This window comes from Ruegeria sp. F5 (genome assembly GCF_056533845.1).
This window is the reverse complement of record NZ_JBQFOU010000003.1, coordinates 237,435-261,357: the sequence shown is the minus strand read 5'-3', so window position 1 is coordinate 261,357 and position 23,923 is coordinate 237,435. Positions and strand designations below refer to the sequence as shown.

Below are 23,923 nucleotides of genomic sequence, written 5' to 3'. Positions count from 1 at the left end.
AAAGGGCCGTTTGCCGCCGAAGTCACAGGCCCGGATCGCGCGGCATCGACCTTGGTCCGCTTTTCATTACGCTAATCCTGCCTATGTTGGATCGGAAGACTCGGGGAGAGTTCAATGGAACGATTCGATAACAGTCCAGAAACGGCGTTGAACTGGTATCGCGCCGGGCGCGGTGCGGCCCTTGCCACCGTGGTCGAAACCTGGGGCAGCGCGCCACGGCGCGTCGGCGCGCAGCTGGTCATTGGTGGTGATGGCCGGATCGAAGGCTCCGTCTCGGGCGGTTGCGTCGAAGGCGCGGTGATTGTCGAGGCGCTGGAAGCCATCGACGAGGGTGAGGCGCGCCTGCTGGAGTTCGGCGTCAGCGACGAAGATGCCTTTGCCGTGGGTTTGGCCTGTGGCGGAACCATCCGCGTACTTGTCGAACCCGTGGGCAAGGTCCTGCCGGAACCCATGCTGGCCGAACTGGTCGCCGCGCGGGCGGCGCGCGAGCCTCTGGCCTATGAAGTGAATATCGAAACCGGCCACCGGGCGTTACGGCGCAACGCTTACAAGGATCGGTTGCGGATGGACCTGTCCGGTTTCGAACAGGACGGGCAGACCTTTGTCGCCGTACATAACCCTCCGCTGCGCCTGATCGTCGTCGGTGCGGTTCACATCGCGCAGGCCCTGGTGCCGATGGCGCGGATTGCCGGATATGACCCGGCCATCGTGGACCCGCGCGAGGCATTCGCCTCGGATGACCGCTTTCCGGGTGAGAAAATCCTGACCGACTGGCCGGACGAGGCCGTTGCCCGCCTGGGTCTGGATGCGCGCACGGCGCTGGTCCTGCTGACGCACGACCCAAAGCTCGATGACCCGGCGTTGCAGGCGGCGCTTGGTGCGGGCGTTTTCTATATCGGTGCGCTCGGATCGACCCGGACCCACGCCAAACGGATCGAGCGGATGAAAGCCGCCGGGTTCAGCGACGCTCAGATCGGGCGCATTCACGGACCCATCGGTTTGGATATCGGCGCCTCTGACCCGTCCGAGATTGCGGTGGCGATTCTGGCGCAGATGACGGCGGTGCTGCGGGGTAAGGCATGAAGTTTGGTCCGGTGCCGGTGGCAGATGCCGGTGGCGCGATCCTAGCGCATTCGGTGACGGCGGATGGCAAGAAACTGCGCAAGGGGCTGACCCTTTTGCCGGAACATGTCGCGCAGCTTTCCGGTGCCGGTATTGCCGAAGTCACCGTGGCCCGGCTGGAACCCGGTGATTGTCACGAGGACGAGGCCGCGCGCCTGCTGGCCGTCGCACTGGCACCGGACGCGGCCTCGGCCAATCTGCGTGTGACCGAGGCGTTCACGGGCCGGGTGAACTTGCTGGCCGACGGGCCGGGTGTCGCGGTGTTCGACGTCGATGCAATCGAGCGGTTCAATCAGGTGAACCCGATGATCACGGTCGCGACGGTACCTCAATACCAGCAGATGAGCACCGGGGGCATGGTCGCGACGATCAAGGTGATTTCCTATGCCGTCCCAAAAGACGATGTTCAGCGCGCCGCAGAGCTTGCCCGCGATTCAGTTCGTCTTGTCTGCCCGGTCTACGGAACCGCCGGTCTGATCGTGACGGACATTCCCGGCGGGCCGCCCAATGAAAAGGGGATCGCCGCCATCCGGGGCCGGGTCGAGGCGTTGGGTATGAACCTGAGCGACGTGAAAATTGTGCCGCACCGGGCCGATGCGCTGTCGGCCGCGATCGCGGAAGCAGGCGGCGATCTGACAATGATCCTGACCGGCTCCGCAACATCGGATGTCAACGACGTCGCGCCCGCCGCGGTCCGCATGGCCGGTGGCCGCGTGGATCGGTTCGGGATGCCGGTTGACCCGGGGAACCTGTTGTTCCTAGGCCAACTCGCAGATCGCCCTGTGATCGGTTTGCCGGGTTGCGCTCGGTCTCCGGCGCTGAACGGTGCGGATTGGGTTTTGTCCCGCGTCGCCTGTGGGATCGAAACAACCGCCATCGATATCGCCGGCATGGGCGTGGGCGGTCTGCTCAAAGAGATACCGACCAGACCGCAGCCCCGGGCGCAAAGAAAGAAGTGACGCAACGGCATTTTTGACTGCGTTCCTTCGGGAATTAGCTAGTGGAAGCCGAGCGTTACTCCCCGCTCGGATTGCGACAAGATTTTTGTTCTCAAACGAAAATTCCCGTGTTTAACTCGGTCGCAAGGGAGAATTACAAAATCGGGAGGAACTAATGACACAGGTCTCAATGACCGTGAACGGCAAGTCCGTGAGCGGTGATGTCGAAGGCCGGACGTTGCTGTCCAGCTTTCTGCGCGACCACCTTTCGCTGACCGGAACACATGTGGGCTGCGACACGGCGCAATGCGGCGCGTGTGTGGTGCATGTAAACGGTGAGGCGGTGAAGTCCTGCAACATGCTGGCGCTCGAGGCCGACGGGGCCGATGTGGGCACCATCGAAGGTCAGGCAAATGCCGATGGCTCGCTGAACGTGATCCAGCAGGCGTTTCAGGATCATCACGGGCTTCAATGCGGGTTCTGCACGCCGGGCATGGTGATGAGTGCCGCGGCGCTGCTCAAGGACAATCCACGCCCGACCGAAGCGGAAATCCGGAAGTATCTGGAAGGCAACCTGTGCCGCTGCACGGGCTACCACAATATCGTCAAGGCGATCATGGCCGCATCCGGTCAGGACGTCAGCAGCATCGCTGCCGAATGATGCTGCAGCGGGCGTCGGGGGAGACGCCCGTGGGATGACACAGGATGCACGCGCATCCACAGGGAGGAGAACAAGCAATGCCCAAAGACAGTGGCATCGGAGCCAGTTCCAAGCGGCGCGAGGACGTGCGCTTTCTGACCGGAGCAGGCAGTTACACCGACGACATCAACGTGGCCGGACAGGCCTATGTGCATTTCCTGCGCTCGGATATCGCGCATGGCCGTTTGAAAAATGTGGACACATCAGCGGCTGAGGGTATGCCGGGCGTGGTCAGGGTTTTCACCGGCAAGGATTTCGAAGGCGTGGGCGGCATCCCCTGCGGTTGGGAGGTGACGGACAAGCACGGTGCGCCCATGCAGGAACCCGCGCACCCCATTCTGGCGCAGGGCAAGGTGCGCCATGTGGGCGATCCCATCGCCGCCGTGGTGGCCGACAGTCTGGAACAGGCGCGCGATGCCGCCGAGGCGATCGATGTGGATATCGAGGAGTTGCCCGCCGTGATCGACATGAAGGCCGCCGCGCAGGATGGCGCAACTTTGGTCCATGACGATCTGAAGAACAACATCTGCTATGATTGGCAACTGGGCGAGGCCGACGATGCCAAGGTCAACGAAGTGTTTGCCAATGCGGCCCATGTGACCACGCTGGATCTTGTCAACAACCGTCTGGTCGCCAACCCGATGGAGCCGCGCGTGGCGGTGGGTGAGTATAAGCGCGGGACGGATGAGTACACGCTCTATACGACCTCGCAGAACCCGCATGTGATCCGCCTGCTGATGTGCGCCTTTGTGCTGGGCCTGCCCGAGCACAAGGTGCGCGTGGTGGCCCCGGATGTGGGCGGCGGCTTTGGCACCAAGATCTTCCACTATGCGGAAGAGGCGTTCTGTACCTTCGCGGCCAAAACCTGCAACCGCCCGGTCAAGTGGACCTCGAGCCGGTCCGAGGCGTTTATGTCAGATGCCCATGGTCGCGACCATGTCAGCACCATCGAACTGGCGCTGGATGCCGACAATAACTTTGTCGGGTTGCGCACCAACACCTTTGCAAACCTCGGCGCGTATCTGTCGACCTTCTCCAGTTCCGTACCCACATGGCTGCACGGTACGCTGATGGCAGGCAACTACAAGACGCCGGTCATTCAGGTGAACGTGAAGGCGATGTTCACCAACACGGTGCCGGTGGATGCCTATCGCGGCGCGGGCCGCCCCGAGGCGACGTTCCAGCTAGAGCGGGTCGTGGACAAGGCCGCGCGCGAGTTGGGGGTCGATCCGATTGCGCTGCGCCGTCAGAACTTTGTCACCCAGTTCCCCTATGACACTCCGGTGGCGCTGACCTATGACACCGGGGACTATAACGGGACGATGGACAAGCTCGAGGCCGCTGCCGATCTGGCAGGCTTTGCCGCACGGCGTGCGGCAAGTGAGGCCAAGGGCAAGCTGCGGGGTCTGGGCATCAACTGCTATATCGAGGCCTGCGGCATTGCGCCGTCGAACATTGTTGGCATGCTGGGGGCCCGGGCGGGTCTTTACGATGCGGCGACGGTGCGGGTGAATGCGACTGGATCGATCAACGTCATGGTCGGTGCGCACAGTCACGGGCAGGGGCACGAGACCGCCTTCCCGCAGGTTGTGGCCGACATGATCGGTATCGACGAGTCGATGGTCGAGATCGTGCATGGCGATACCTCGAAGATCCCGTTTGGCATGGGCACCTATGGCTCGCGGTCTTTGGCGGTCTGTGGTTCGGCCATGGTCAAGGCGACCGAGAAGGTGATCGAAAAGGCCAAGAAGATCGCTGCGCATCTGCTGGAAGCGTCCGAGGCCGATATCGAGCTGAAGGACGGTCAGTTCAGCGTGGCGGGTACCGACAAGTCGGTGGCCTGGGGCGATGTGACCCTGACGGCCTATGTGCCGCATAACTATCCGCTGGAAGTCGAGCCGGGGCTGGAGGAAACCGCGTTCTATGACCCGGCCAACTTCACCTTCCCGGCAGGTGCCTATGCTTGCGAGGTCGAGGTTGATCCGGAAACCGGTCAGGTCACGATCGAGGCGTTCACGGCAGCGGATGACTTTGGCAACATCGTCAACCCGATGATCGTGGATGGCCAGGTGCATGGCGGTATCGGTCAGGGCATCGGTCAGGCTTTGCTGGAGAACTGCGCCTATGACGAGAACGGTCAATTGCTGAGCGCGTCTTACATGGATTACGCCATGCCGCGTGCCGACGATGTGCCGTTTTATGGCGTCGATCATTCCAGCCAGACACCGTGCACGCACAATCCGCTGGGTGTGAAGGGCTGTGGTGAGGCCGGGGCGATCGGGTCTCCGCCTGCGGTGGTCAATGCGGTTCTTGATGCGCTGAATTCGGGCGGCAAGGCAGTTGATCATATCGACATGCCGGTGAGCCCGTCGCGCGTTTGGGCGGCGATGAACGGCTGAGTTGGAGAGGGCGGACCGGGGGCCAGCCCCCGGACCCCCGGGATATTTGTAGCCAGATGAAGAGCGGATCTGCGTTCTTCGGAAAGGAAGACGAAATGTACAGTTTCGAGTTTGAGAAGCCCTCGACCATCGCCGACGCGGTTGCTGCGTTGGGGGCCGAGGATGCGCAGGCGTTGGGGGGTGGCCAGACGCTGATCCCGACGCTGAAGCAACGGCTGGCGTCGCCGTCGGTGCTGGTCAGCGTGAGCGGGATTGCCGAGATGATCGGGGTCTGTGTCGAGGATGACGGCTCGGTCTCGGTCGGCGGGGCGACGACCCATGCCACGGTGGCGCGCGAGGCGGCCGGGTCTTATCCGGCGCTGGCTGCGCTGGCGGGGCAGATCGGAGACCCGGCGGTGCGCAATCGCGGCACCATTGGCGGGTCGGTGGCCAACAATGATCCGGCGGCCTGTTATCCGGCGGGTGTGCTGGGCTCGGGCGCGACCATCGTGACCAATACCCGGCAGATCGCTGCTGATGACTTCTTTGAGGGCATGTTCAGCACTGCGTTGGACGAGGGTGAGATCATCACCTCGGTCCGCTTTCCGGTGCCGCAAGCGGCGAGCTATCAGAAGTTCCTGCAGCCGGCCTCGCGCTTTGCGCTGGTCGGGGTCTATCTGGCGCGGTTCGCGGATGGCGTTCGCGTCGCCGTCACCGGGGCCAGCGAGGACGGCGTGTTCCGCTGGTCCGAGGCAGAGCAGGCGCTGAACACGGAATTCCGCGCCGATGCGTTGATGGGGCTCAGTATCAACCCCGCAAACATGATCGGCGATCTGCATGGCAGCAAGGATTATCGCGCGCATTTGGTCAGCGTCATGACCAAGCGGGCTGTCGCAGCCTGCATGTGAGCGGAAGCGTCAAGCAAAACGGAAGCCTCGGCAAGCGCCGGGGCTTTCTATTTGCGACGCACCCTTGGCGGTTTGGCCGGTTGCCAGTAAGCCCGCGTATCCTCGCGCGCTTTCTGGTAGTCTTCGACACGGGTTCGGGCCTCGGCACCTCCGGCTAGGAAAAGATGGCCCAGCAGGCATTCCAGAACGGCCATTGCGCCCGAAAAGCTGGAGAAGTGATGCCGCGACCGTGTGCTGATCTGGAATGAGGTGTCGGCTTGGATGCCCGGCGCGATGACGTCGCTGTCCGAGATCAGGATGATTTTGGCACCTTTTTCCCGGGCGAACCGAATGGACCGGATGGTATCGGCGGAATACGGGCTGACCGTGATGGCCAGCAGGCAGTCTTGCGTGCCGGCCTGTAGCAAATCATCAATTGCGGACCCCATATGCCGCGGGATTAGGTGCAGTCCGGGGTGGGCCATGCGGCCCGCGTAGTGAAAGTAATAGGCCAGCGCATAGCTGGCACGGGTCGCGGTCACGAAGCACCGGCGCGCGTTGAGGATGCACTCAATCGCTTGTTGCATCTTTTCCGGCTCAATTTGCCTTAGCGACCGGGCGACCACATTCAGTTCGTTCTGGGCAAAGTCCGCTTGTGCCGCGCCAAAGGCGCTTTCGGACCGCAGGCGCGCGATCCAGTCCTGCCTCAGGCGATCTTCGCTGTCGGTGACAAGGGCGTCCCGGAAGGGGCGGCGAAAGGCATCGAAACTGTCAAATCCCAGTCGCTGGGCCAGTCGGACAAGCACGTTGGAACTGACGCCGATTTTGCTGGCTGTCACGCGGATCGGATCGATGCCAAAATCGCCGGGGCGGTCGACGATGTATTTGGCGGCGGCCTGAAGCTGGGCAGGCATTGCGTCAATGTCGCGCCGCAACCGGTCGGTTAGCTGGTCGGGTGTTGCGTTCATGGTAGAAGAAAAACATATGTTTTCAATTTGGCAAGTTGAAAACATGACCGATGCGGATAGATGGGCGTAAGAAATGGGAGATTGGCGGATGCCGGAACCTCAAATGACCCAAATGAAGACTGGAACCCGCACTTACATTCTGGTGGCTCCGAATGGTGCGCGGCGGGGGCATGCGGAGCATGCGGCGCTTCCGGTTTCCTTGGATGAAATTGTGAAAACGGCACAAAGTTGCTCCAGGGCGGGTGCGAACGGGCTGCACCTGCATATCCGCGATGCGCAGGGGCGGCACTCGCTGGACGCCGGTCAATACCTGGAGACAATCGCCGCGTTAAAGGCCGCCATTCCGGCGATGGATGTGCAGATCACCACCGAGGCGGCTGGCGTCTTTGATGTCGAGGCGCAGTTCCAGTGTTTGCACGGCGTGCGCCCTGAATGGGCGTCGATCTCGGTGCGTGAGATTGCGCGACAGCCGGATATGGCGGATCGGGTATATGGGCTGTGCGCCGAGCAGGGGACGCGCGTTCAGCATATTCTCTATGACGCCAGCGATGCCGCTTTGCTGGATAACTGGCAGAAGGAGGGGCTCGTGCGCAGCGATCAGATTGATCGGTTGCTGGTGCTGGGGCGATACACAGCCAACCAGCAGTCCGCACCGCAGGACATTGACCTGTTCCCCCAGCCAGCGTCGCCCTGGATGGTTTGCGCCTTTGGCCCGCAGGAACACCTGTGTCTGGCCGAGGCCGCCTTGCGCGGCGGGGACCTGCGCGTAGGTTTTGAAAACAGTCTGACCGGTCCCGACGGTCAGCCTTGGAATGACAATGCGGCGTCGGTGGCCGCTTTGGTCTCTCTTCTGGAAAGGACGATGAAATGAGCCATGTGTTTCCGCGTCACACCAAATCGGAACTGCCTGTCGCCGCAGGGGGGGATGGGTGCTACTTGATTGACGCGCAGGGCAAGCGGTATCTGGATTGCGGGGACGCGGCGGTGTCCTGTCTGGGGCATTCCAACCCTGCCGTGATCCGTGCGGTGCAGGAACAGGTCGGGCAGGTCGCCTTTGCCCATACCGGGTTCATGACGTCGGAACCGGCCGAAGCGTTGGCCGATCTGCTGATCGAACATGCGCCGGGCGATCTGGACCGGGTGTATTTCGTGTCCGGCGGGTCCGAGGCGACCGAGGCTGCGATCAAGCTGGCGCGGCAGTATTTTCTGGAAATCGGCCAGCCCGAACGGCGGCACGTGATCGCCCGGCGGCAGAGCTATCACGGCAATACGCTGGGGGCCTTGTCGGCGGGCGGCAATGCGTGGCGAAGGGCGCAATTCGCGCCGATGCTGATCGAGATGACCCATATCGCGCCTTGCTACGAATATGCCGAAAAGCCCGAAGGTGAGAGCAGCTTGGACTACGGCCAGCGCGTTGCCGACGAGTTGGAGGCCGAGATTCTACGACTGGGCCCGGACACGGTCATGGCCTTCATGGCTGAACCTGTGGTGGGGGCGACTCTGGGCGCGGTTCCGGCGGTTGAGGGGTATTTCAAGCGCATCCGCGAAATCTGCGATCAATATGGCGTACTGCTGATCCTGGATGAGGTCATGTGCGGCATGGGACGGACCGGGCATTTGTTTGCCTGCGATCATGATGGTGTTGCGCCGGATATTCTATGTATCGCCAAAGGGTTGGGGGCTGGTTACCAGCCGATCGGTGCCATGCTGTGCACCGGGCAAATCTACGACGCGATCAAGAACGGCTCGGGGTTCTTTCAGCACGGGCACACCTATATCGGCCATCCCGTCGCAACAGCCGCGGCGCTGGCGGTGGTGCGGGAACTGACCGGGCGCGATTTGCCTGCACGCGCGGGCGTGATGGGGGAAAAGCTGCAATCCGCTTTGGAATCCGCCTTCGGGCAGCATCCGAACGTGGGCGATATTCGGGGCCGAGGTCTGTTCCGGGGCATCGAACTGGTCGCGGACCGGGACAGCAAGGCACCGTTTGAACCTTCGCGCGGCATTGCGGGCAAGATCAAGAAAGCGGCCTTTGCCGAAGGGCTGATCTGTTATCCGATGTCCGGCACGCGGGACGGCAAGCATGGGGACCACATCTTGCTGGCCCCGCCGTTCATCATCAAAGATCAGCAGGTCGAGGAATTGGTCGAAAAGCTGGGGCGTGCGATGGCGTCGGTTATCTGAGAATAACCGGTCGGCACAGAGGTTGCCGGTTCCTTGGCGGTCCAGCCCTTCGGACTATTCAAACAAAAAAGCTCCCGCAGTCTGGCGGGAGCTTTTAAAAAAAACCGGTGGATTTATTTCTGCGGCAGCGGGCCGATCATCATGATCATCTGACGGCCTTCCATCTTTGGCATGTTCTCGACCTTGCCCAGATCCTTGATGTCTTCGGCCACACGCTCCAGCAACTCGCGGCCCAGATTCTGGTGCGCCATCTCACGGCCACGAAAGCGCAGGGTCACTTTGACCTTGTCGCCCTTTTCCAGAAACTTGAAGACGTTCTTCATCTTCACGTCGTAGTCATGGGTGTCGGTGTTGGGCCGGAATTTGACCTCTTTCACCTCAATGACTTTTTGTTTCTTGCGGGCTTCGCTTTCGCGTTTCTGCTGTTCGTACTTGTATTTGCCAAAATCCATGATCTTGCAGACCGGCGGGTTCGCGTTCGGCGAAATCTCGACCAGATCGAGGCCGGCATCTGCGGCAAGTTGCATGGCTTTGGCGGGATGAACCACCCCGACATTTTCACCTTCGGCGCCAATCAGGCGAATTTCGGGGGCACGGATTTTTTCGTTTACGCGCGGTCCGGTATCTCTCTGCGGCGGCGCGTTGTGGGGTCTGCGGGCTATGGGTTCATTCCTTTGATGATTGCAGAATTTCGAGCCCGGAAGTTAAACCGGTGCGCAAAGCGATTCAAGAAGCATAAGCGCCGGGGACCATGAAAAAGCCTGATTTACGACGGAAAATCGCTGACCGGGATGCGAAATCCCGGCCAGCTTCGCAGATCAGCCGACAAAAGCCTTTTCGATCACGAATTCCTTGGGCTCGGAATTTGCGCCTTCGCGCAGGCCAAACCCTTCGAGAATTTCCTTGATATCCAGGTTGAAGGCAAGCGAGCCACAGACCATCGCGCGGTCGGTTTCGGGCTTGATGCCGCCTTCGATGCCCAGATCCGCAAAGACCGAGCCATCGTTCAGCAGGTCGGTGATGCGGCCCATCTTCGGGCTCTCTTCCCGGGTGGTGGTCGGGTAATACCGGATCTTGTCGGCGAAACCTTCGCCCATCAGTTCCGCCAGCATTTCGTCCTGACGGATGTTTTCAATCAGCTGGTGGCCATATTCCAGTTCCGCCACTTCGCGGCAGGTATGGGTGATGATGACCTCGTCATAATCCTCATAGGTCTGCGGTTCGCGCAGCAGGGACGCAAACGGCGCAAAGCCGGTGCCGGTGGCGAAGAACCACAGGCGCTTGCCGGGCAGCAGGGCGTCATGCACCAGCGTGCCAACGGGCTTGGGGCGCAGGATGATCTGATCGCCCGGCTTGATGTGCTGCAGTTTCGAGGTCAGCGGACCGTCCTGCACCTTGATCGAGTAGAACTCGAGCTCTTCGTCCCAGGAGGGCGAGGCGATGGAATAGGCGCGCAGCAACGGTTTGCCGTTATCGCCCAGCAGGCCGATCATCACAAACTCGCCCGAGCGGAACCGCAGCGAGGCAGGGCGCGAGACCTTGAAGGAAAACAGGCTGTCGGTCCAGTGCTTTACGTCGGTTACGGTCTGAGCGTCCGGCAGAACGGGGGCCTTTACGGCGGTGGCTTCGGTCACGGGTGTCATCTCTGTCATCGTTTCACTGCCGGTCTGGTAAACCGGCATCTCCGTTTAAGCTTTGATTCAAGTCATGAAAAGGGGGCAGATTGCCCCCTGGTTTTCACAAGCTGGCGATTTGCGTCCTTAGCCGCGCAGGCGGGCCTGGTAGCTATGGTCTTTCCAGTTGGCGCGGGCCAGCCACTGATCTTCGGGCTGGCGCGCGGCCAGAGCGTCGTCGATTTCAACCTCGTCAAAGCCGCTGCGGCGCGCCATGGCATACTGGTCGGCCAGAACGTGCCCCTTGGCGCGCAGGCGACCGGTAAAGCCTTTCAGGCGCAGAACGCGGGCGATTGTGAAGCCGCGCCCATCCGCCGAAGACGGGAAGTCCACACGCACCATCTGAGCGCTACCCAGACGTTCAGCCAGTTCATCCGGGTCGGTGTCCGAGGCCACATCCAGTGCGACCACATCATTGGCGGCATCGTCCAAAGTGACATAGCCGTCAGTCCAGTCGTCGGGCGCGAATCCGGTATCCGTTACGATTACGTTCATGTTCTCTCTCCGGCGCGCACCATCTTGCCATCGACAAAATGGATGCCGCATTCTTCCTTGTTCTGATCGCGCCAGCGTCCGGCGCGCGGGTCTTCGCCCTCTTTGACCGGCGAGGTGCAGGGCGCACAGCCGATCGATGGGTATCCTTTGGCCACCAGCGGATGCCGGGGCAGGTTGTTTTCGACCATGTAGGTGCGCACATCTTCGGGCGCCCAATGGGCCAGCGGGTTGACCTTGATCCGGCCTGTGCCGTCCTCAACCTCGAAAAACTCGAGCGCGGCGCGGGTGCCGGACTGAAACCTTTTCCGCCCGGTGATCCAGCCGTCATACCCGGCCAGCGCCTTTTGCAGCGGGAAGGTCTTGCGCAGGTTGCAGCACGCATCCGTGTCGCGCAGGCGCAGCGCGCCATACGGGTCTTCGCGTTCGATGTCCTCGTCCTCGGCGCGGACGATACGGACATTGGTCAACCCCAGACGTTCGCTGACATCCTGCTGGTACTCCAGCGTTTCGGTGAACAGCATCTGCGTGTCGACAAAAAGCACCGGCGTCGCCTTGTCGACTACGGCCGCCATATGCAGCAGAACGACCGACTCGGCACCGAAGCTCGAGACCAGAGCAAGCTCATCTATCGCGCCAATCGCGCCATGCATCACATCATGGGCGCTGTGATGTCGGAACCGGGCATTCAGCGCCTCGACCTGTTCGGTCAATTCGGCGCGGTCCTTGCCCAGTTCCGTCTGGATCAGGTCAAGCGGCATTGGCCTGCGCCTCGGGGTAAAGCGCCGCCTTGAACGGGGCCATGCCTACGCGGCGATAGGTTTCGATGAACGTCTCTTCGGCGCTGTCGCGCTGGTCCAGATAGGTGTCTACTATGCGTTCGACCGCTGGCACGATTTCGTCATAGGCAAAGCCGGGACCGGTGCGGTCGCCCACGGCAGCCGTTTCGGTCGCGTCACCGCCCAGCGTGATCTGGTAGTTCTCGACGCCCGCGCGATCCAGACCCAGGATGCCGATATGGCCCACATGGTGGTGACCACAGGCGTTGATGCAGCCCGAGATCTTGATCTTCATGTGGCCGATATCATGTTCCAGCTTCAGCTCGTCGAAGCGGGTTGCGATTTCCTGAGCAACCGGGATCGAACGCGCCGTGGCCAACGCGCAGTAATCCATGCCGGGGCAGGCGATGATGTCGCTGATCAGGCCGATATTGGCGGTGGCCAGCTCATGCTCTTTCAGCTTCGCGTGGATCGCCGGCAGGTCCGATTTGTGGACATGCGGCAGGATCACGTTCTGCTCGTGGCTGATGCGCAGCTCGTCATAGGCGAAGGTTTCAGCCAGATCGGCCATCACGCGCATTTGCTCGGCAGTCGCATCGCCCGGCGTCTGGCCGTGCTTCTTGATCGAGATCGTCACGATCGCGTGATCCGCGTTCTTGTGCGGCGCGAGGTTGGTATCGACCCACGAGCGGAATACCGGATCGTTGGTATAGGCGCCTTCGAACGATGCAACCGAACCTTCGCGGAAATCAGGTGCCGCGAAGTGGCCCTTGATTTCTTCCAGCAGCGCCATGTCGGCCCCTTTGAACTGCGGGCGGACTTTCAGGAAACGCTCGTTCACCTTGGCGCGGATCGCGTCGATGCCATGCTCGTGCACGGTAATCTTGATACGTGCCTTATACTTGTTGTCGCGGCGGCCGATCTGGTTCCAGACCGACACGGTGGCTTCGAGATAGGCCAGCAGATCGTCAAAGGCGACGAACTCGGATAGTTCCTTGCCGATCATCGGGGTACGGCCCAGACCGCCGCCCACGATAACGCGGGCGCCCAGAACACCGTCACGTTCGACCAGTTGCAGGCCGATGTCATGCGCCTTGATCACGGCGCGGTCGTTCTCGGACCCGGTGATGGCGATCTTGAACTTGCGCGGCATGAACTGGAACTCCGGGTGGTCGGTCGACCACTGGCGCAGCAGTTCGGCATAGGGGCGCGGGTCGGCGATCTCATCCGCGGCGGCACCGGCGAAGTGGTCGGCGGTCACGTTGCGGATGGTGTTGCCCGAGGTCTGGATGGCGTGCATGCCAACCTCTGCCAGCGCGTCCAACATATCCGGCACGTCGTTCAGTTTCGGCCAGTTGTACTGGATGTTCTGGCGGGTGGTGAAATGGCCATAGCCCTTGTCCCACTTTTCGGCCAGCAGGGCCAGCTGACGCATCTGCGCGCTGGACAGGGTGCCGTAAGGAATGGCAACCCGCAGCATATAGGCGTGCAGCTGCAGATACAGGCCGTTCATCAGGCGCAGCGGCTTGAACTCATCTTCGGTTAGCGAGCCGTCGATGCGGCGCTCGACCTGTGCGCGGAACTGCGCGTTGCGTTCTGCCAAAAATGCTGTGTCGAACTCGGAGTAGCGATACATGTTTAGCTGTCCTTAGTTGCAGCCCCGAACCTTGGGGCCTTGAAGGGGAGAAAGGGGGCCAGGGATCAGGCCCGGGGCTGCGTTGCTATTTCCTGCTTGCCGTGGGCATAGTTTGACGGCCCGGTACGGCGGAAATCCTCGCGGAAATGGGTTGGCTCGGGGCCGTTCTTGCCTGCGACGGCATCGGCCAGATAGGCGCCCACGATCTTGTTTGCCTGACGCGCGGCATCCAGCAGACGCACCTGCGCATGCGCTTCGTCGGTGATCAGTTCCGCATCAGACAGGTCGCGCGACCAGCGATCATCTTCGGTCTGGTAGATCACGTCACCTTCGAGCAGGTCATTTGCCGTCACGACTTTGGGTGTGAATGCGCGGGCCATCAGGCGAGCTCCTTATTGAATGCGTCAGCAGTATGTTTGTTTCAGACGTGGGCTTATTTGACTTGCAATATAGGAAATATTCCCGGTATCACGCCATATGTGCGGATAAATAAGAACGTTTGTTTTCATTGCTCCGCCATTTGGAACGTTGGTTTCGAAAGGGAAGGGAAATTGGAATGCCGGTGCGGATAGACGACACAGATCGGAAAATTCTGGCCGAACTGCAGCGCGACGCAAGTCAGTCGCTGGACGAAATAGCGGCTCGGGTCGGGAGTTCCAAGACGCCTGTCTGGAATCGAATCCGCAAGCTGAAAGGGGCCGGAATCATCGGCCAGCAGACCGTTTTGCTGGATGCCGAGGCGCTGGGATTTGAGGCGACATTCTTTGTTCTGATCCGCACGTCCGAGCACGAGGCGGAATGGCAGCGGAAATTCCTGAAAGCCCTGCGCGATCACCCCGAGGTGCAAGAGGCGCACCGTCTTGCCGGTGACATCGACTATATCCTGAAAGTCCGGGTCAAGAACGCCCGGGCCTACGACCAGTTTTATCAATCCCTGATCTCAGAGGTGCGGGTGCACAATGTGACAGCCCTGCTGTCGATGGAAGAGATCAAATCGACGACCATGCTGCCACTGAATGCGTTGATCGAGGGTTGAGTGCGATCAGGTTTGAACCAGCAACCGTGTCAGGCCGTGAAAATGGTAGGTGTTTGAATACTCGGGCGTTTCAGCCAGACGCAGGTTCGGGCATCCTTCAAACAGCAACGGCAAGGCAATGCGCAATTCAAGCCGTGCCAAAGGCGCGCCGACGCAGAAATGCAGGCCACCGCCAAAGCTGGCATTGGTCTGGATCGGGCGCGTGGGATCGAAACTGTTGGGCTGGGGCCACTCTGCAGGGTCCCGGTTGGCGGCCCCCAACAGCAGCGCAACCTGATCCCCGCGTTTGAACTGATGCCCAAAGATTTCAACGTCTTCATAGGCATAGCGTGCGAACATATGAAGCGGCGGGTCATAGCGCAGGATTTCCTCGACGGTATTGTCGATGGCGTCTGTGGTCAGAGGCTGCGCGCCTGTGCCTGAGTCCAGCAGGGTTTTTACGCCGTTCCCCAGTGAATGCACCGTTGCCTCATGCCCCGCATTCAGCAGCAATACACAGGTGGCGATCAACTCGTCATAGGACAGCTTTTCGCCTTCCTCCTCGGCGGCGATCAGGCGGGTGATCAGGTCGTCGCGGGGGGCGGTTCGACGTAGGTCGATGTAGTCCTCAAGGAAATCCGTGAACGCCTGCGAGGATTGCGCAGCGCGATCTTCGATGTCCCGTGACCGCCTTGCTTGGTACATCGCGACCATGTCATGGGACCAGCGCAGAAGTTTTGGGGCCATGTCCTCGGGAACGCCCAAAAGGCGGCAGATAGTGACGACAGGGACCTGCGTGCAATACGCGTGCAACAGATCGAACGGTTCAGCCGGGAATTGATCGATCAGATCGTGGCACAGCCTTTCGATCGAAGGCGCAAGGTCCGCGATTGCGCGCGAGGTGAACGCCCGCATGACCAGCGCGCGCAGGCGGGTGTGGCGGGGTGGTTCGACCTCAAGCAGCGACAGATTTTCGACTGCAAGCCACGGGGCCAGATGATCCGGGCCCGGGCGGGCAAGCTCGGGCGGAACTTCCCGGCCAAAGCGTCGATCCTTGAAGAACGTGCTGACCGCCCGGTGGGAAACGGCAGCGATCATGTCGTAATCGCTCCAATACACCAGATCGCCAAAGGCCCGCGCTGTGTCATAAAACGGGTAGGGGTTTTGCACGAAACCGGGATCGGTCGGGGATTGCGACAGCGTCTTCATGCGGCGCAGACTTGCCATATGGCGCGTTGAATGCAAGACCCTAGGATATGCACAGGATTTGGATCATTGCCGGTTTTCTGTTTGCCGTCGGGCTGTTGTCGGCCTCGGTCTGGTCCTACGGCTATCGGCAAGCGCTGTTTCAGCTGAGCGAAAAGGCCGAGGCGGATCTGGAACTGGCCGCGGACCGGCTGAGCACGCAGATGCAGGTTTATCAGGAACTGGCGGTGTTGATGGCAAACCATCCGGCCCTGCGTGATCTGGAAACGCCCGCCCGGCAACAGGTGGCGCGGGCTATGCTGCTGGATGTGGCTGACAAGACGGCGGCGGCCAACATGATGTATCTGGGCCGGACCGGTCAGGTTCTGGTCGCGGCGCAGCCGGTGACGCAGAGCAACATGTCCGATCACCCTGCCTTCCAGCGCGCTTTGCAGGGCGCTATGGGCAGCGCGCATGGGGTCGAGCCGGACAGCGGCGACCGCACCTATTCCTACGCGGCCCCCGCTTTTGGCCCCTCGGGGCAGGTCGAGGGCGCGCTGATGGTCGTCGCGGACGTGCAGGATGTGGAACAAACATGGCGTGGCAGTACCGAGGCGGTGTTTTTTATCGATGGCGACGGGGTTGTCTTTATCTCGAACCGGTCTGATCTGCTGTTCTGGCACCGCGCCGAGGGGCAGCTTGGCCTGACACCGCCCAAGGGTGAGCCGGTCGCGTTTGCCTCTGACCGGGTGGGCGGGCATGAGTTGTGGACGCTGAACTGGGGCCGGTATCTGCCCCGTCACGCGCTGCACCTGACGCTGGACTTGCCGGTGATCGACATGACTGCCGAGGTGCTGGTGGATGTCGCACCGGCCCGACGGCTGGCGGGGTTGCAGGCGGCGACGGTGGCTGCGATCTGTCTGGCCTTCGGTGCGCTGTTGTTTCTGGCGACGGAACGCCGGCGGACGCTGGCGCAGGCGAACGCGGTTCTGGAAAGCCGGGTTGCCAAGCGCACCCGCGACCTGACCGTCGCCAACACCGCCCTGCGTCATGAGGTGGCAGAGCGGCAGGAAGCCGAGGCCGCCTTGAAGCGCGCGCAGGCGGATTTGGTGCAGGCGGGCAAGCTGAGTGCACTGGGCCAGATGTCCGCCGGTATCAGCCATGAACTGAACCAGCCGCTGATGGCGATCCGGCAATTTGCCGACAATGGCACCGCCTTTCTGAGCCGGGGGAATGAGGCCAAGGCTGGAGAGAACCTGGGCCGTATCTCGGACATGGCCGCACGCATGGCGCGGATCATCCGTAACCTGCGCGCCTTTGCGCGCAACGAAAGCGAACCGATGGGCAAGGTCGATCTGGTGCAGGTGCTGAACTCGGCCGTGGAACTGACCGAGACGCGGCTGCGGGACGAGGGCGTGGTGTTGAACTGGAACCCTCCGACCGACCCTGTTTTTGTCTGGGGCGGAGAGGTGCGTCTGGTGCAGGTCTTTGTGAACCTGATCAACAATGCTACCGATGCGATGGTTGGTTCGCCGCGCCGCGAGGTCTCGGTTGAGTTGACCAAGGCACCAAGGCCTCGTGTTTCGGTCGGCGACACCGGGCCAGGGATCGAGGACCCCGACCGGGTATTCGAGCCGTTCTACACCACCAAAAGCGTCGGCACGTCCGAGGGAATGGGGCTGGGCCTGTCAATCTCTTACGGTCTGGTGCAGAGCTTTGGCGGCGACATTCGCGGCAGCAACACGCCCGAAGGGGCAGAGTTCACCGTCGAGCTGGAGCCATGTGAAACGGAGGCCGCCGCATGATGCGAAAGGTTCTTCTGGTCGATGACGATGCCGCCGTTCGAGAAGCCTTGAGTCAAACGCTTGAACTGGCTGAGTACCTGCCTGTCACCGCAGGGTCATTTGTCGCAGCAAAGGATCACATCCGGGCAGATTTTCCGGGCGTGATCGTGTCGGACATTCGGATGCCGGGCCGCGATGGGTTCCACCTGCTGTCCTACGCGCGCGACGTCGATCCCGATCTGCCGGTGATCCTGCTGACCGGGGAGGGTGACATCCCGATGGCCGTGCAGGCGATGGGGCAGGGCGCGTTTGACTTTCTTGAAAAACCCTGTGCCGCATCCGATCTGCTGGCGGTTCTGGAACGGGCGTTTTCGGCCCGGTCTCAGATCATGGAGCAACGCGCGCTGAAATCCGAGCTCGAGCGGGGCGACCCCGCCGCGCGCCTGCTGTTTGGCCTGTCCGATCAGGCCGAGGCCTTGCGCGAACGGGTGCGCACCGTGGCCCCCACCGGGGCCGAGGTGCTTGTGACCGGTCCGGCGGGCAGTGGCATCTCGAAAGTGGCCGAGGTTGTGCATCTGATGTCTTCGGTCGGGCAGGGGCCGTTCGTCAAGCGCCCCGCATCCGGTCTGAGCGCAGACGGCCTTGCGCAAGGGTGCGAGGACGCGGGCGGAGGCTCGCTGTTTCTCGACGAGGTCTCGGCCATGCCGCAGGCCACGCAATACGCGGCGCTGGAACTGATCGAACAAGGGACCGGGGCGCGGATCATCGCGGGGACAACGGCGGACCTGTCCGCTTTGTCCGCCGAAGGGAAATTCAACGCCGATCTCTTTTACCGCCTGGATGTAATGCGCGTGCGCATCCCGTCTTTGGCAGAGCGGCCCGAGGATATCCCGGTGATCTTTCGCCACTATGTCGCTCAGGCCGCCGAACAGGCCGGTATCGCCGAACCGGAAATCTCATCCGACTATCTGGCGGCGCTCATGGCCAGCGATTGGCCGGGAAACGCGCGGTCCCTGATGTCTGCAGCCATGCGGTTCGTTCTTGGCATGCCGGAAGAGGTGACTGAGGCCGCTGATCTTGGATTGAGCGAGCAGATGGCGCGGGTGGAGCGGTCGTTGCTGATTGCCGCGCTGGGGCGGCACAACGGCAAGGCATCGGACGCGGCAAAGGCGCTGAAGCTGCCGCGAAAGACATTCTACGACAAGCTGGCGCGGTACCAGATCAGACCGGAAGACTATCGGCGGTAAGCGAGCACTCCCGCCGCCTAAGGCTGCATTATCATGCGGTTACAGGCGTTGGGCCCGGCAGCCCGCTTACGCGGGCTGCGGTTGGTGCGGGGCGGTTCGGGCGCGCATCGGCGGGCCGATTCGAATTTAGTGCGAAAATCCGCACAAACGATTTTTGGGCTGTGCGGGATTCCGCACAGTTTAGGTGAGTGTGGTGTTTTTCGAATCAGTGAAGTTAGGTAAATATCAGATAATAAATGTAAAAACAGATCACCCCTCTTGAGTCCGCAAAATGTTGTGTGAAAGGATTCGATTCGCTTCACTGCCGCCATCCGGCGTGAACCTCGCGCCGATGGGATGAATTCAGGAAGTCTGGGAGGAGATCAGATGAAAGTCCTTACAACAGCCGCGACCGCTCTGGCGCTGTCCGTCACCGCAACCGCAGGTTTTGCGGCCTGCGAAGACGGTGAGATCGTCGTCAAGTTCGCGCATGTGACGAATACCGACAAACACCCCAAGGGGATCGCAGCGTCTTTGCTTGAGCAGCGCGTCAACGACGAGATGCAGGGCGTGATGTGCATGGAGGTCTATCCGAACTCGACGCTCTACAACGACGACAAGGTCCTTGAGGCCATGCTGCAGGGCGATGTGCAACTGGCCGCGCCTTCGCTGTCGAAGTTCGAGAAGTTCACCAAGCAGTTCCGCCTGTTCGACCTGCCGTTCATGTTCAAGAACATCGAAGCGGTTGATGCGTTCCAGGCCTCGGCAGACGGGCAGGCGATGAAAGACAGCATGCAGCGCCGTGGCCTGCAGGGGCTGGCTTTCTGGCACAATGGCATGAAACAGATGTCGGCCAACAAACCTCTGGTCGACCCGACCGATGCGGATGGTCTGAAGTTCCGCGTGCAGTCCTCGGACGTGCTGGTGGCGCAGATGGAAGCCATCGGTGGCAGCCCGCAGAAGATGGCGTTCTCGGAAGTGTACGGTGCGCTGCAGCAAGGCGTTGTGGACGGGCAGGAGAACACCTGGTCCAACATCTACGGCAAGAAGTTCTTCGAGGTGCAGGACGGCATCACCGAAACCAACCACGGCATCATCGACTATCTGGTCGTAACCTCGGTTGACTGGCTGGACAGCCTTGAACCTGACGTGCGCGACCAGTTTCTGACCATTCTGGCCGAAGTGAGCGAGACCCGGAACAAGGAAGCCTTTGCCGTGAACGAAGCGGCCAAAGCCTCGATCACGGATGCCGGTGGCATCATCCGCGAACTGAATCCTGAACAGCGTCAGGCCTGGGTCGATGCGATGAAACCGGTTTGGGACAAGTTCGCCGGTGACGTCGGTCAGGACAAGATTGACGCCGCACAGGCCATCAACGCCGGGTTCTGATCCCGGACCAGGCCGCGCGTCCGGGGACTGGGGAGTTATGGACGCGCAGGCCGGGCGGGCCGGTTAATGGCCCGCCACACTCTACTCTCATCACCAAAAAATGCGGGGACAGAAAGATGTCTGGTGCGAATCCCGGCCATAGCGGGCTGATCGACCATATCGAAGAGACCCTGATTGCGTTGCTTCTTGGCCTGATGACGGTCGTCACCTTTGCCAACGTAATCGCGCGGTTTGTCTTTAATTCCAATATCCTGTGGGCGCTTGAGCTGACAGTGTTCACCTTTGGCTGGCTGGTTCTGCTGGGCGCGTCTTATGCGGTCAAGAAACACGCTCATCTTGGGGTGGACGCGATCTTGAACATGCTTGCACCGGCGCCGCGCCGGATACTGGCGCTGATTGCGGTTGCCTGTTGCCTGGTGTTCTCGCTGCTGATGCTGAAAGGCGCGTATGACTATTGGGCCGTCTTTGCCGATCTGCCGCCCACCTCGGGCCGCTGGTTCCCGACCGGGTTCAACGTCGATGCCCGCAGCCAGAGCTTTTACGAGGTCGACGATATCCCCATGGTCGCGCCGCTGCGGTTTCTGGAAGACCTGATCAACTATGGCGAGGGTTACGAAAAGCTGCCCAAGGTGGTGCCTTATCTGGTGTTGCCGGTGTCGATGCTGCTGCTGGTGATCCGCTTTGCGCAGGTCGCCGTTCAGATTTGGCGTGGTGAGGCGGATCGTCTGGTCGCCAGCCACGAGGTCGAGGACGAGATCGAAGAAGTGCGCGCGCAGCAGGGAGGGCATGACTGATGGACGTTATCCTTCTCTTCTCGATGGTCATTGGCCTGCTGCTGATCGGGGTTCCGATTGCGGTGGCTCTGGGCCTTAGTTCGACCTTGTTCCTGCTGATCTATTCCGACAGTTCGCTGGCCTCGGTCGCGGGTACGTTGTTCGAGGCGTTCGAGGGTCACTTTACCCTGCTGGCGATCCCGTTCTTCATTCTGGCCTCGTCCTTCATGACGACGGGCGGCGTGGCGCGGCGGATTATCCGGTTCTCGATTGCCTGTGTCGGGCATCTGCCGGGCGGATTGGCGATTGCGGGTGTGTTTGCCTGTATGCTGTTTGCGGCGCTGTCGGGGTCGTCTCCGGCGACTGTTGTGGCCATCGGCTCCATCGTCATCGCCGGGATGCGGCAGGTGGGCTATTCCAAGGAATTTGCCGCCGGTGTGATCTGTAACGCCGGGACGCTGGGCATCCTGATCCCACCGTCGATCGTGATGGTGGTTTACGCGGCAGCGGTCGAGGTGTCGGTCGGGCGGATGTTCCTTGCGGGTGTCATTCCGGGCCTGATGGCGGGTCTGATGCTGATGATCACAATCTATGTCATGGCCAAGGTCAAGAACCTGCCCAAGGGCGACTGGAAAGGCTGGGGCGAGGTCTTTACCTCGGCGCGCGAGGCCGCGTGGGGCCTGTTCCTGATCGTGATCATTCTGGGCGGTATCTACGGCGGTATCTTTACCCCGACCGAGGCCGCTGCGGTGGCCGCCGTCTACGCCTTCCTCATTGCCAGCTTCGTCTACAAAGACATGGGCCCGCTGAGCACGGAAGAGGGGCAGCAGAACCTGCCGCTGATCAAGAAGCCTTACGCATTGGTTACGGCGTTCTTCCACCCCGACACCAAGCACACGCTGTTCGAGGCCGGCAAGCTGACCGTGACCCTGCTGTTCGTCATCGCCAACGCGCTGATCCTGAAGCATGTGCTGACCGATGAGCAGGTGCCGCAACACATTGCCAGCGCCATGCTGTCGGCTGGTCTGGGGCCGGTGACCTTCCTGATCGTGGTAAACGTGATCCTGCTGATCGGCGGTCAGTTCATGGAGCCCTCGGGCCTGCTGGTCATCGTCGCGCCGCTGGTGTTCCCGATTGCCATCGAGCTGGGCATCGATCCAATCCATCTGGGCATTATCATGGTGGTCAACATGGAGATCGGGATGATCACCCCTCCGGTCGGGCTGAACCTGTTCGTGACCTCGGGCGTGGCGGGTATGCCGATGATGGGCGTTGTGCGCGCCGCGCTGCCGTTTCTGGCAGTCCTGTTCGTGTTCCTGATCATGGTGACATATATCCCGTGGATATCGACCTTCCTGCCCAACACCTTTATGGGCCCCGAGATCATAACGAACTAGCCATCTGAACCTGAGCTGGACCGGATCTCCGGTCCGGCTCGACCGCCTTAGTTGCCGTATTTCAGCAAGTAATCCTCGACCCAACGAATGGCGCCAAAGCCCTGCCGCCTGTTGGTGCCCCAATGACCGACATTGGCCCCGACCACTTCCTGCGGCTTTGGATGGCCATTGAAGATTACGATCTTTGGGCGTTTCGGCCTTTTTTTGTATTTCCGCACTATCAACCCAAACGGCCAATAGGAAACCAGGTGGATAATCCCGATGCACCAGTCCTTGGGATAGCACTTTCGGTCATGGGCCAAGGCCGAGATGTAGTTCTGATCGTTCTCAAACTGTGAAACATCGCGGGCCGCAGTGAACCCATCGTATAGATGGAACTGCTGCTGAGGCACATAGCCGACTACCGAGGAATTGCCACGTGTGACCATGTTCATTAGCCGGGGCATCCTGTCCCAGATGACCGCAGGGATCATACGCCAGACGAAACCCCGGAACTTGGGCATAAGGAAAAGCCCGCCCTGATTTTTCACGATCGTCAGCAATGGGGCAAGATTGCCCGTCACCAGCAGATCGAGGTCAAGAAACAGAGCCGCCTCATAGCCTCCGACAATCCGGCGGTCGAACATCTGAAGCTTCGGCCATTTTCCATGCACCCATTGCGACTGCTCCATTTCAGGGAAATTCAAATGATGCCTTTTGATATCCGGGTCGAGATCCCGCCCGTCATCGGTGATGCAAATGAAGTCGTGATCCAGCGACAGGTGATCCCATACGGCGCGATATAGCATGTTTACGTCATCGGCACCAAAGGCGGTGCCCCATTTCATGCAAACAACGCAGGTCCTTGGTCCTTGCCCGTTGGAGCCGCCCATACCCGTTCTCCCGAAGATTGCACGCGACGCAGTGCAGAGTTTCGCGACGGATAAACCGGTAACGTAACCGTTAGGTGAAATAGCGCAGACTCTTGAATGCGGGGTTGTCGATCTTATCTGTGGTGCTGAGGACGACCTCCCCATCTCGGGTGATCATTCGGGACGACCCGAACCGACGCGAGGTATCCTTGATGGCCTGGATTTTTCTTCTTTTTGCTGGCTTGCTTGAAATCGTCTGGGCGGTTGCGATGAAGCAATCGGCCGGGTTCACGCGGCTGTGGCCGACCGCGATCATGGGCGTGTCGATGGTGGGATCGTTCGGATTGCTGGCACTGGCGATGCGGACGCTGCCGCTGGGCACGGCTTATGTGATCTGGACCGGCATCGGCGCGGTTGGTGCGTTCCTGGTGGGCGCGATGCTGCTGGGTGAGGCGTTGACTCCGATGCGCATGGTGGCTGCGTCCCTGATCATTTCGGGGATGATCGCCATGAAATTGGCCTGAGCCGATGATTGACGGGGCCGTG

The 23,923-nt window shown here is 61.0% G+C and carries 23 protein-coding genes; 14 read left to right on the top strand and 9 right to left on the bottom strand.

Annotated features, from left to right (window positions below; translation table 11 throughout):
* Positions 1-114 precede the first annotated feature (114 nt).
* From ACR0K1_RS06215 to ACR0K1_RS06195, 5 genes are all read left to right on the top strand, one after another.
* Positions 115-1,083, top strand: a complete 969-nt coding sequence (locus ACR0K1_RS06215; RefSeq protein WP_480610498.1) for an XdhC family protein — start codon at positions 115-117, stop codon at positions 1,081-1,083.
* The gene (locus tag ACR0K1_RS06210) at positions 1,080-2,081 is read left to right on the top strand and encodes a molybdopterin-binding protein (protein ID WP_480849271.1); all 1,002 of its coding nucleotides are present in this window, start codon (positions 1,080-1,082) and stop codon (positions 2,079-2,081) included. Before ACR0K1_RS06215 ends, ACR0K1_RS06210 begins: the two co-directional genes overlap by 4 nt.
* Before the next feature lie 154 nt (positions 2,082-2,235).
* Complete coding sequence (locus ACR0K1_RS06205) at positions 2,236-2,721, top strand: (2Fe-2S)-binding protein (RefSeq protein ID WP_420584112.1); 486 nt, start codon at positions 2,236-2,238, stop codon at positions 2,719-2,721.
* A gap of 77 nt (positions 2,722-2,798) precedes the next feature.
* The gene (locus tag ACR0K1_RS06200) at positions 2,799-5,159 is read left to right on the top strand and encodes a xanthine dehydrogenase family protein molybdopterin-binding subunit (protein WP_480849269.1); all 2,361 of its coding nucleotides are present in this window, start codon (positions 2,799-2,801) and stop codon (positions 5,157-5,159) included.
* Between the two features lie 95 nt (positions 5,160-5,254).
* Positions 5,255-6,046, top strand: a complete 792-nt coding sequence (locus ACR0K1_RS06195) for an FAD binding domain-containing protein (protein WP_480610505.1) — start codon at positions 5,255-5,257, stop codon at positions 6,044-6,046.
* Between the two features lie 47 nt (positions 6,047-6,093).
* On the opposite strand, the gene ACR0K1_RS06190 is transcribed toward ACR0K1_RS06195, so the two are convergent.
* On the bottom strand, positions 6,094-6,993 hold the full coding sequence (locus ACR0K1_RS06190; protein ID WP_480610508.1) for a MurR/RpiR family transcriptional regulator: 900 nt from the start codon (positions 6,991-6,993) through the stop codon (positions 6,094-6,096).
* Between the two features lie 103 nt (positions 6,994-7,096).
* Here ACR0K1_RS06190 and ACR0K1_RS06185 point away from each other — a divergent pair, with 103 nt between their 5' ends.
* Together ACR0K1_RS06185 and ACR0K1_RS06180 are read left to right on the top strand one after the other, a co-directional pair.
* Positions 7,097-7,864 carry a beta-keto acid cleavage family enzyme gene (locus ACR0K1_RS06185; protein WP_480610511.1) on the top strand — a complete coding sequence of 256 codons (768 nt, stop codon included), beginning with the start codon at positions 7,097-7,099 and terminating at the stop codon, positions 7,862-7,864.
* Positions 7,861-9,177 carry an aspartate aminotransferase family protein gene (locus ACR0K1_RS06180; protein WP_480610514.1) on the top strand — a complete coding sequence of 439 codons (1,317 nt, stop codon included), beginning with the start codon at positions 7,861-7,863 and terminating at the stop codon, positions 9,175-9,177. The genes ACR0K1_RS06185 and ACR0K1_RS06180 overlap by 4 nt, the downstream gene beginning before the upstream one ends.
* Before the next feature lie 113 nt (positions 9,178-9,290).
* Here ACR0K1_RS06180 and infC read toward each other — a convergent pair whose 3' ends face one another.
* From infC to ACR0K1_RS06150, 6 genes are all read right to left on the bottom strand, one after another.
* On the bottom strand, positions 9,291-9,752 hold the full coding sequence (infC, locus tag ACR0K1_RS06175; protein WP_480817083.1) for a translation initiation factor IF-3: 462 nt from the start codon (positions 9,750-9,752) through the stop codon (positions 9,291-9,293).
* Between the two features lie 243 nt (positions 9,753-9,995).
* A complete protein-coding gene (locus tag ACR0K1_RS06170) occupies positions 9,996-10,829 on the bottom strand; it encodes a ferredoxin--NADP reductase (RefSeq protein WP_480849264.1) in 834 nt (277 codons plus the stop codon).
* Between the two features lie 108 nt (positions 10,830-10,937).
* Positions 10,938-11,345 carry a DUF934 domain-containing protein gene (locus ACR0K1_RS06165; RefSeq protein ID WP_480610518.1) on the bottom strand — a complete coding sequence of 136 codons (408 nt, stop codon included), beginning with the start codon at positions 11,343-11,345 and terminating at the stop codon, positions 10,938-10,940.
* Entirely contained in the window at positions 11,342-12,103 is a 762-nt protein-coding gene (locus ACR0K1_RS06160) for a phosphoadenylyl-sulfate reductase (protein ID WP_480610521.1), read from the bottom strand. Before ACR0K1_RS06160 ends, ACR0K1_RS06165 begins: the two co-directional genes overlap by 4 nt.
* Entirely contained in the window at positions 12,093-13,757 is a 1,665-nt protein-coding gene (locus tag ACR0K1_RS06155; protein WP_480849262.1) for a nitrite/sulfite reductase, read from the bottom strand. The genes ACR0K1_RS06160 and ACR0K1_RS06155 overlap by 11 nt, the downstream gene beginning before the upstream one ends.
* 65 nt (positions 13,758-13,822) lie before the next feature.
* Complete coding sequence (locus tag ACR0K1_RS06150) at positions 13,823-14,137, bottom strand: DUF2849 domain-containing protein (RefSeq protein ID WP_480610526.1); 315 nt, start codon at positions 14,135-14,137, stop codon at positions 13,823-13,825.
* Between the two features lie 176 nt (positions 14,138-14,313).
* Here ACR0K1_RS06150 and ACR0K1_RS06145 point away from each other — a divergent pair, with 176 nt between their 5' ends.
* On the top strand, positions 14,314-14,793 hold the full coding sequence (locus ACR0K1_RS06145; RefSeq protein ID WP_480610529.1) for an Lrp/AsnC family transcriptional regulator: 480 nt from the start codon (positions 14,314-14,316) through the stop codon (positions 14,791-14,793).
* Between the two features lie 6 nt (positions 14,794-14,799).
* On the opposite strand, the gene ACR0K1_RS06140 is transcribed toward ACR0K1_RS06145, so the two are convergent.
* Positions 14,800-15,981, bottom strand: a complete 1,182-nt coding sequence (locus tag ACR0K1_RS06140) for a cytochrome P450 (protein ID WP_480849259.1) — start codon at positions 15,979-15,981, stop codon at positions 14,800-14,802.
* A gap of 47 nt (positions 15,982-16,028) precedes the next feature.
* Here ACR0K1_RS06140 and ACR0K1_RS06135 point away from each other — a divergent pair, with 47 nt between their 5' ends.
* The 5 genes from ACR0K1_RS06135 to ACR0K1_RS06115 all read left to right on the top strand — a co-directional run bounded on the left by ACR0K1_RS06135 (position 16,029) and on the right by ACR0K1_RS06115 (position 22,526).
* Positions 16,029-17,762, top strand: coding sequence for a sensor histidine kinase (locus tag ACR0K1_RS06135; RefSeq protein ID WP_480610535.1), 1,734 nt, complete (start codon positions 16,029-16,031; stop codon positions 17,760-17,762).
* Positions 17,759-18,988, top strand: a complete 1,230-nt coding sequence (locus tag ACR0K1_RS06130) for a sigma-54-dependent transcriptional regulator (protein ID WP_480849256.1) — start codon at positions 17,759-17,761, stop codon at positions 18,986-18,988. Before ACR0K1_RS06135 ends, ACR0K1_RS06130 begins: the two co-directional genes overlap by 4 nt.
* Positions 18,989-19,354: 366 nt before the next feature.
* Positions 19,355-20,356, top strand: a complete 1,002-nt coding sequence (locus tag ACR0K1_RS06125) for a DctP family TRAP transporter solute-binding subunit (protein ID WP_480610540.1) — start codon at positions 19,355-19,357, stop codon at positions 20,354-20,356.
* 116 nt (positions 20,357-20,472) lie between these two features.
* Complete coding sequence (locus ACR0K1_RS06120) at positions 20,473-21,150, top strand: TRAP transporter small permease (protein ID WP_480610543.1); 678 nt, start codon at positions 20,473-20,475, stop codon at positions 21,148-21,150.
* Positions 21,150-22,526: a TRAP transporter large permease gene (locus ACR0K1_RS06115; RefSeq protein ID WP_480610546.1), complete on the top strand. Its 1,377-nt coding sequence runs from the start codon at positions 21,150-21,152 to the stop codon at positions 22,524-22,526. The genes ACR0K1_RS06120 and ACR0K1_RS06115 overlap by 1 nt, the downstream gene beginning before the upstream one ends.
* A 47-nt stretch (positions 22,527-22,573) precedes the next feature.
* On the opposite strand, the gene ACR0K1_RS06110 is transcribed toward ACR0K1_RS06115, so the two are convergent.
* Positions 22,574-23,398, bottom strand: coding sequence for a hypothetical protein (locus tag ACR0K1_RS06110; RefSeq protein ID WP_480849253.1), 825 nt, complete (start codon positions 23,396-23,398; stop codon positions 22,574-22,576).
* Positions 23,399-23,589: 191 nt separating this feature from the next.
* On the opposite strand from ACR0K1_RS06110, the gene ACR0K1_RS06105 reads away from it, so the two are divergent.
* A complete protein-coding gene (locus tag ACR0K1_RS06105) occupies positions 23,590-23,901 on the top strand; it encodes a DMT family transporter (RefSeq protein WP_480610551.1) in 312 nt (103 codons plus the stop codon).
* The last annotated feature ends 22 nt before the right edge of the window (positions 23,902-23,923 follow it).

Excerpts from the sequence above, each read along its gene's own strand:
- ACR0K1_RS06215 (WP_480610498.1), top strand. The coding sequence starts at position 115 with ATGGAACGATTCGATAACAGTCCAGAAACGGCGTTGAACTGGTATCGC.
- ACR0K1_RS06210 (WP_480849271.1), top strand. The coding sequence starts at position 1,080 with ATGAAGTTTGGTCCGGTGCCGGTGGCAGATGCCGGTGGCGCGATCCTA.
- ACR0K1_RS06205 (WP_420584112.1), top strand. The coding sequence starts at position 2,236 with ATGACACAGGTCTCAATGACCGTGAACGGCAAGTCCGTGAGCGGTGAT.
- ACR0K1_RS06200 (WP_480849269.1), top strand. The coding sequence starts at position 2,799 with ATGCCCAAAGACAGTGGCATCGGAGCCAGTTCCAAGCGGCGCGAGGAC.
- ACR0K1_RS06195 (WP_480610505.1), top strand. The coding sequence starts at position 5,255 with ATGTACAGTTTCGAGTTTGAGAAGCCCTCGACCATCGCCGACGCGGTT.
- ACR0K1_RS06190 (WP_480610508.1), bottom strand. The coding sequence starts at position 6,993 with ATGAACGCAACACCCGACCAGCTAACCGACCGGTTGCGGCGCGACATT.
- ACR0K1_RS06185 (WP_480610511.1), top strand. The coding sequence starts at position 7,097 with ATGACCCAAATGAAGACTGGAACCCGCACTTACATTCTGGTGGCTCCG.
- ACR0K1_RS06180 (WP_480610514.1), top strand. The coding sequence starts at position 7,861 with ATGAGCCATGTGTTTCCGCGTCACACCAAATCGGAACTGCCTGTCGCC.
- ACR0K1_RS06170 (WP_480849264.1), bottom strand. The coding sequence starts at position 10,829 with ATGACAGAGATGACACCCGTGACCGAAGCCACCGCCGTAAAGGCCCCC.
- ACR0K1_RS06165 (WP_480610518.1), bottom strand. The coding sequence starts at position 11,345 with ATGAACGTAATCGTAACGGATACCGGATTCGCGCCCGACGACTGGACT.
- ACR0K1_RS06160 (WP_480610521.1), bottom strand. The coding sequence starts at position 12,103 with ATGCCGCTTGACCTGATCCAGACGGAACTGGGCAAGGACCGCGCCGAA.
- ACR0K1_RS06155 (WP_480849262.1), bottom strand. The coding sequence starts at position 13,757 with ATGTATCGCTACTCCGAGTTCGACACAGCATTTTTGGCAGAACGCAAC.
- ACR0K1_RS06150 (WP_480610526.1), bottom strand. The coding sequence starts at position 14,137 with ATGGCCCGCGCATTCACACCCAAAGTCGTGACGGCAAATGACCTGCTC.
- ACR0K1_RS06145 (WP_480610529.1), top strand. The coding sequence starts at position 14,314 with ATGCCGGTGCGGATAGACGACACAGATCGGAAAATTCTGGCCGAACTG.
- ACR0K1_RS06140 (WP_480849259.1), bottom strand. The coding sequence starts at position 15,981 with ATGAAGACGCTGTCGCAATCCCCGACCGATCCCGGTTTCGTGCAAAAC.
- ACR0K1_RS06135 (WP_480610535.1), top strand. The coding sequence starts at position 16,029 with ATGCACAGGATTTGGATCATTGCCGGTTTTCTGTTTGCCGTCGGGCTG.
- ACR0K1_RS06130 (WP_480849256.1), top strand. The coding sequence starts at position 17,759 with ATGATGCGAAAGGTTCTTCTGGTCGATGACGATGCCGCCGTTCGAGAA.
- ACR0K1_RS06125 (WP_480610540.1), top strand. The coding sequence starts at position 19,355 with ATGAAAGTCCTTACAACAGCCGCGACCGCTCTGGCGCTGTCCGTCACC.
- ACR0K1_RS06120 (WP_480610543.1), top strand. The coding sequence starts at position 20,473 with ATGTCTGGTGCGAATCCCGGCCATAGCGGGCTGATCGACCATATCGAA.
- ACR0K1_RS06115 (WP_480610546.1), top strand. The coding sequence starts at position 21,150 with ATGGACGTTATCCTTCTCTTCTCGATGGTCATTGGCCTGCTGCTGATC.
- ACR0K1_RS06110 (WP_480849253.1), bottom strand. The coding sequence starts at position 23,398 with ATGGGCGGCTCCAACGGGCAAGGACCAAGGACCTGCGTTGTTTGCATG.
- ACR0K1_RS06105 (WP_480610551.1), top strand. The coding sequence starts at position 23,590 with ATGGCCTGGATTTTTCTTCTTTTTGCTGGCTTGCTTGAAATCGTCTGG.